This window comes from Sodalis-like endosymbiont of Proechinophthirus fluctus, from assembly GCF_001602625.1.
Lineage (GTDB): Bacteria > Pseudomonadota > Gammaproteobacteria > Enterobacterales > Enterobacteriaceae.
Window position 1 is genome coordinate 29,955 of record NZ_LECR01000090.1, and the last position, 5,603, is coordinate 35,557.

Below are 5,603 nucleotides of genomic sequence, written 5' to 3' on the forward strand. Positions count from 1 at the left end.
GATCTTAAATTTTGATAAAATTAAGGTGAAGTTATTATGCATACATTTATTTTTTCCTTAAAAAAGGATTAACGGAAAAAGATTAACAGTGAAGATGATACTCCCTTAGCTTACGTTGATTGGCGCTTTTATGGTATTCCCCGGACAAAGTGTGCTGGCGACAAGTGGCTGCGCGGCAAAACAGCAGTCTTTGCAAACACAGCTTTATCATAGTTCGCGCCCAGGGCAACGAGGCGCGAGTAGATAGGCTAAAAAGGCGCTGACTGAAATTACCTCACATTGCTGCGATGAGCAACTGCAGGCAGACCGATAGCGCCACCTTGCTGACAAGAAAAGCAAACTGGCGCAACGGCAACATGAACTGACATAAGCCTAGCAAACAGGTAATAGCGATAAAATTTGCAAAAAACAAAAAGTCGCACATGCATCAACAAGAACTTGCAGATGCACAATCGGCATTAAAACAGTAAGTCGCTACATCGGCCGGGTGGGAATGAAATTAATTGACGATCGACTCACAGCGATGATAGCCGGCAAAAGAATATCTCTCCATCATATGCTGGTACGGAAAAATGTCTTATTTTAAGACATTTTTCCGCGATACCGTCGCGACCAACACCAGTGTCATTGCTTTTTACATCAAGTATCTAAAAATACCTCACGCCGCTACCGCAAACTACACTGCTGAAGGCCAGATGAGACATCGCGTAATTTTTATACGAATGTATTATGCATTGTCTTGATGTGTGCTCGATTTGCGGCAGATGGATTTCTGTTACTCCCCTGCCCGACGTAGCAATCTACTCAGCGCCGCGTATAACGCTTCTTCATTCTCTTCCTCAACGGTGATTCCCGCGTTTTTGACAATGGCAGTCAACTCTCGATTTATCGCCTCCATCCATTCTTGACTATTCATTTCAGGCGCGACATTTGCTTTTTGAGCATTATCGTCGACCAAAGTTATCATTTTTTTCATGGTAATATCCTGGCTTTGGTGCCGTCGTGTTTCGGCCGCACCGTTTTATACCGGCCGCAATGCTTACTCGACACGTTGTCGCTAATCATTACGATGTCAAATACGTTAAACTGCTAAAGAAAATTCTGAATATTCCCCCATCTATCCTTGCTGTATGCCTGCCGCAAGCACCATCAATGCGATTGATTAACCATCGCTAATAACAAATGTATTACTCATTGGAGAAGACTATCTATTCTAACGATTAATATTTTTAATTCTTTTATAAGGTTAGCGCTGAGGGCTCAGGCGTTAAGAGTACAGTCCTCAACGACCTCATACGGTAACATCCATTAAATTTGACATGGAGACCGTATCATTTTTATTAATTAATTGAAGCAAATAATTTTAAATCATCATTCAACACTACCGGAAACGCCAGCCTATTCCTATCAAAATTAAGTGACCTGGCTTGCATTTCTCGATCGTCAGAGAATAACTATTAAACGTAATGTGGCACTTGTCAATAGATTTCCCGCTACACTGAAGATTTACTTCTAAAGGAATTGTCTCAGCAGCTGATGGGCCAATATTATCAACAAAGATCATCTGAGCGCCATCAGAAAAATCCTTTTATCCTAGCAAGTGTTAATTTGATCGAATTGTCTTAATGGCGTTATTGTATCTGCGTCATTTACTCAAAAACATAATATAATTTTATTATAATTAATTTAAATAAATAATTTTTACCCAATGCGCCCTTAATAGCCTCCTGGACAACGCGCGTTACTGGCGGGCGACCACAAAGCTCATGTTTAGTCCATCGAAGATATCTCAAACAGTGCTAATTATTTCTCTCGTTGAAGCGACCGTACACAGTTTTAGACATTGATCTCGTACCTCCCGCTTGACGAGTTGGGCTACGAACCTTTTTTTCATTAGCATATTCATAATTTATTTACACAATAGAAACAAGTGGCCCCCTTTCCCCAATATTGGGGAAAGGGGACGCCAGATGATGAAGTAAAGATGGTGCCGATCGCGTGTAATATGCGGCATTGCTGCCCGATTGAGTCCGCTGTCTATCCCGATCCCGGCTAAAAGGGATGCTCTCTTCCTTCGAAAGGACATAGTATTTTATTGAATAACAAGCCAATAAATATAGCACTATAGTAAAAAATACTATATAAATAGTTACATATTTTATTGCCATGGTGAAAGTTTTACTGGTACTACCCGCAACGCTTCTGGCTTCAAGAATAACCATGGGAACAAGTAAATGCGACTCAATATTTGTATGATATATACATATCATATATAATTAATTTTAAATATATATTTAATTTTATAGCGAAATAGAAACGCGCACCTTTCATTATCCACATATTGTAGAAGGCGTAAAAGTTTTCCAGCAGCAATCTCAAAACGTCGCCCAAACGCCATCAATGTATAGAATACTAGTGTCAAAATTGCTCTCTGGATTATGAAGTTAATGGCCATTTCTTAGCGGCTAAGAAAATGTGTGGTATACCTATAAGATTAATTATGCCATACGTCCGAGTTAAACTGGTTGTGCCCTTAGCCACTCTATATCTACCACCTCATTTGCGAGCGAGGGCTTGAGCAAGTGTTAATCCTTGAGGATGACGCAAAGATTACCCTGGAAGCCATTTCGCTTCTCCCCCAAATAGCACTAGCACTATGCGATGATCCGAGCAGGCTGCTAAACGCTGTTTGACCGCAAGCAATCAATACCTAAAAAAACCGATTCAAGAGTTGGATAACACGCACTATCTACATAAGGTAATCGATATCGCCATGACGCACAGCTACATTATCAATCGCACGGCTGCGTGCAACATGGCGGCGGGCCTCTCTATCTGGTATGGATGGTGGCCGACAAATTTTCCATTTTTCAGGATTATTCCCTTTGTCAGGTATGTGCTATGGCACCGCTGGTCATTTTGCATAGCAAGCATGCAGCTCAGTCACACATTACCAAACCTAGCGCGGCACGCAATACCATCTGGCAACCATTAGAAGCCTACAGACGCCGTGGCGAGTAGAATGGAAACATCTACTCTGGCATCTATTGACGAGGCCTATTTTCCATAATAAAATAGTAACAAATCACACCCTCTCTTTAGAGGCAATATAGCCGGCGCAGACTGTATCACGGGGCAAATCATGCGCGCGGAATGTGCACGTGAGGTTATTGTCCTCTATCATTAACTTAATAAATTTAGCTCAGAGATCAAAATTTATCTTGGAGAATAGTTTTACTCTCAGAATATTGATGATTCGAGAGTAAAATACGGTTATCGGCGTTACGTTAAAAGCAAGCCTGAAATAGGCTTTTACTTGTATCTGTCATGATCAAGGCAAAAGATGTTACGGTCAATAGGGTGCCAGCAGCGGCAGTTCTACAATTGAGTGTGTATAGCCTCTACTTTTATATAAATGCAATAAGGCAACCACGCCACAGCTTAATAAGGCGCGCTAGTACCCGGATTAAGCGAAATCTTTTAGCGTATTTTATCAGAAATTAATAGGCGTGGAAAGGGAAATATGGCCAGACGTTTAGTCTGTAACACATTGAAAATTTCGGAGAGACAGGGATTTGAACCCTGGAAGGGATTGCTCCCTTAACGGTTTTCGAGACCGTCCCGTTCAGCCGCTCCGGCATCTCTCCTTTTTTACGGCTGCTATCATGCCCTGTGTTGCGGCATTTTAACAGTATTAATCCTCCCTCATGATTTAAGTGACGATATATCGAGCAACATGATGATCAAATAGCCATGGCAAAGCACGCATCGATTATCTCAGATGAAATGAACTAGAATCAGGGGGGTGTCGATTCTGCTTCTGACCCCTCTCTCGGTGGATAATCAGCAAAAACTGATGGCGCTGGCAAAGAAATTTTTGCGACAAAAGAAACTCGGGTCCCTTGCAGGCACTTGAATTGAATGCCCAGCAGCGGGGGGCACCGCGGGGCACGTATTGCACTGTTATTTTCCTTGCTGGTGCTTGACTAGGGCTAGAATGGTTGGATAGCTTCGATCTACCCGGCACCCTTCCTGATAGTCGATAGCTGAAAGAAGGATAATTTTAGCCTGGCACACTAGGGTGAGGTAGTTCATTCCTGGCAAAGCTGGGTCAAAGCCCGATAGGCCTCAACCAGCTAGAAATCCAGGATTTCTTTGATTTGTCGGGTTTCATATCCATGAAGCTGCTTACAAAATCGATTTATATAACGCTGACGTCATCAATAGCGTTCTACTTATCCCACTACGAGTGGTCGCCCGTTGGGAGCAATTGATCCATGGCACCATAGCGGACTTTCAGGATGAAGTTGAGTTGATCGGAGAAGATGCGGCCAGTATGGATGCATATGCCGCAAGCGACCCCGCGGAGTTCTTTGTCGTATTGTCTGAATACTTTTTCAGTTCTCTCGAACTGCTAGCGGAGCGATTCGCCGATCTTTACGGCTGTTCCGTCCGCTTTTACCGTCAAGATCCGCTCTCAAGGCTCACAGCCCTGCGCTCCGGTCGTATACAGGATGTCCACATTATGGCCTAGCGCTGGATCAAGCCAGCGCAAGCCATGATGTGGGCGGTAATGTCAGATAAAAACAGTGCCTCTCGCCTCTATCTTGGCGCTGAAGATCACCAATTCTGCTAATACTTATGCAATTTATTTAAATAGGTTATCAGTTGATATCCCTTCAGTGTCCCGCTATGATTCGCCTCATTCTCGCGATTCCTCTGTAGTTCAGTCGGTAGAACGGCGGGCTGTTAATCTGTATGTCGCTGGTTTTTGAATCCAGTCCCAGAGGGAGCCAGATTTAGAAAAGCCGGCTCAAGTTTCCCTGATCGGGATTTTTGCTTTGAAGGTTTTCTCTGCCTGTCTTTTCAAGAACTATGCCATCAACGTGCTGAAAGGATTCTCACTTAAGCAGATATTTGATAGGGGAGGTTGCTGTTATGTCATCAGCTCGAATCAGAACAGCAAAATTATTACCGCCCAGCGGTCGTAGTTGCTACGCCCTTATCCGTTAAAGGAACGGCGTGACCGGGTTAAAAGCGTTCCCCACCTTAATGAGGGTGCACAATCTGCCTAATAAAGATGATGATGCCACTTACATAAATATTCGACATAATCAGACATGAAAAGGGTTAGCGCGACCAGTATGATAATAATAATGACCATCGAGCTAATTATTATTATATAAACTAAGAGATCTGATAACTTGCCTCCGAGTCAACTTCCAAGTGTCATACCAACCCCAGTGATCCAAAGCATAGAAGTGACGAAATTGATCGATGTATGCGCTTAGGTTTCAGGATCAGCGCGATGTAGGTGAAGACTGTGAACATGGTGCTGTTGCTTATAACGGTCAATAACAGCAGTGTCAAGACGTTTCTTTAGCATCAGGATTCGAAGTTCCGACTGGACGTTAGCAATCTTGTTGCCGGGAAGATCGGGCGGAGCGACAAGAACTCCGATCAACTGCAAGACGCCAATTGTAGGTATTCCCCAGAAGACAGCCTGCCAACCAAGATATTCTCCTGCCCAGTTAGCGGCCGGCGCGCCTATTATGATGGTTTCAATCGTCAGCCCCACGAACATCTTCGCGACGGCAGCCGCT

3 protein-coding genes, 2 tRNA genes and 2 pseudogenes are annotated in these 5,603 nt (G+C 43.5%); 3 read left to right on the forward strand and 4 right to left on the reverse strand.

Going from position 1 to position 5,603, the window contains the following annotated elements; translation table 11 throughout:
- Positions 1-274: 274 nt before the first annotated feature.
- From BG74_RS18320 to BG74_RS08840, 3 genes are all read right to left on the reverse strand, one after another.
- Positions 275-412 (reverse strand): hypothetical protein, encoded by a 138-nt coding sequence (locus BG74_RS18320; protein ID WP_244267483.1) that lies wholly within the window; start codon positions 410-412, stop codon positions 275-277.
- Positions 413-775: 363 nt separating this feature from the next.
- Positions 776-976, reverse strand: coding sequence for a hypothetical protein (locus BG74_RS08830; protein WP_066597913.1), 201 nt, complete (start codon positions 974-976; stop codon positions 776-778).
- A gap of 2,584 nt (positions 977-3,560) precedes the next feature.
- A tRNA-Ser gene (locus tag BG74_RS08840) sits at positions 3,561-3,647 on the reverse strand.
- Between the two features lie 527 nt (positions 3,648-4,174).
- Between BG74_RS08840 and BG74_RS14375 the strand changes: the two genes are divergently transcribed.
- The 3 genes and pseudogenes from BG74_RS14375 to BG74_RS18325 form a co-directional block, all read left to right on the forward strand.
- Positions 4,175-4,534 (forward strand): zinc-dependent peptidase, encoded by a 360-nt coding sequence (locus tag BG74_RS14375; protein ID WP_187202874.1) that lies wholly within the window; start codon positions 4,175-4,177, stop codon positions 4,532-4,534.
- A gap of 181 nt (positions 4,535-4,715) precedes the next feature.
- Positions 4,716-4,792, forward strand: a tRNA-Asn gene (locus BG74_RS08850).
- Between the two features lie 85 nt (positions 4,793-4,877).
- Positions 4,878-4,988 (forward strand): annotated as a pseudogene (locus BG74_RS18325) (hypothetical protein); the annotation flags it as partial.
- Between the two features lie 299 nt (positions 4,989-5,287).
- On the opposite strand, the pseudogene BG74_RS08855 reads toward BG74_RS18325, so the two are convergent.
- A pseudogene (locus BG74_RS08855) lies at positions 5,288-5,603 on the reverse strand (hypothetical protein); the annotation flags it as partial.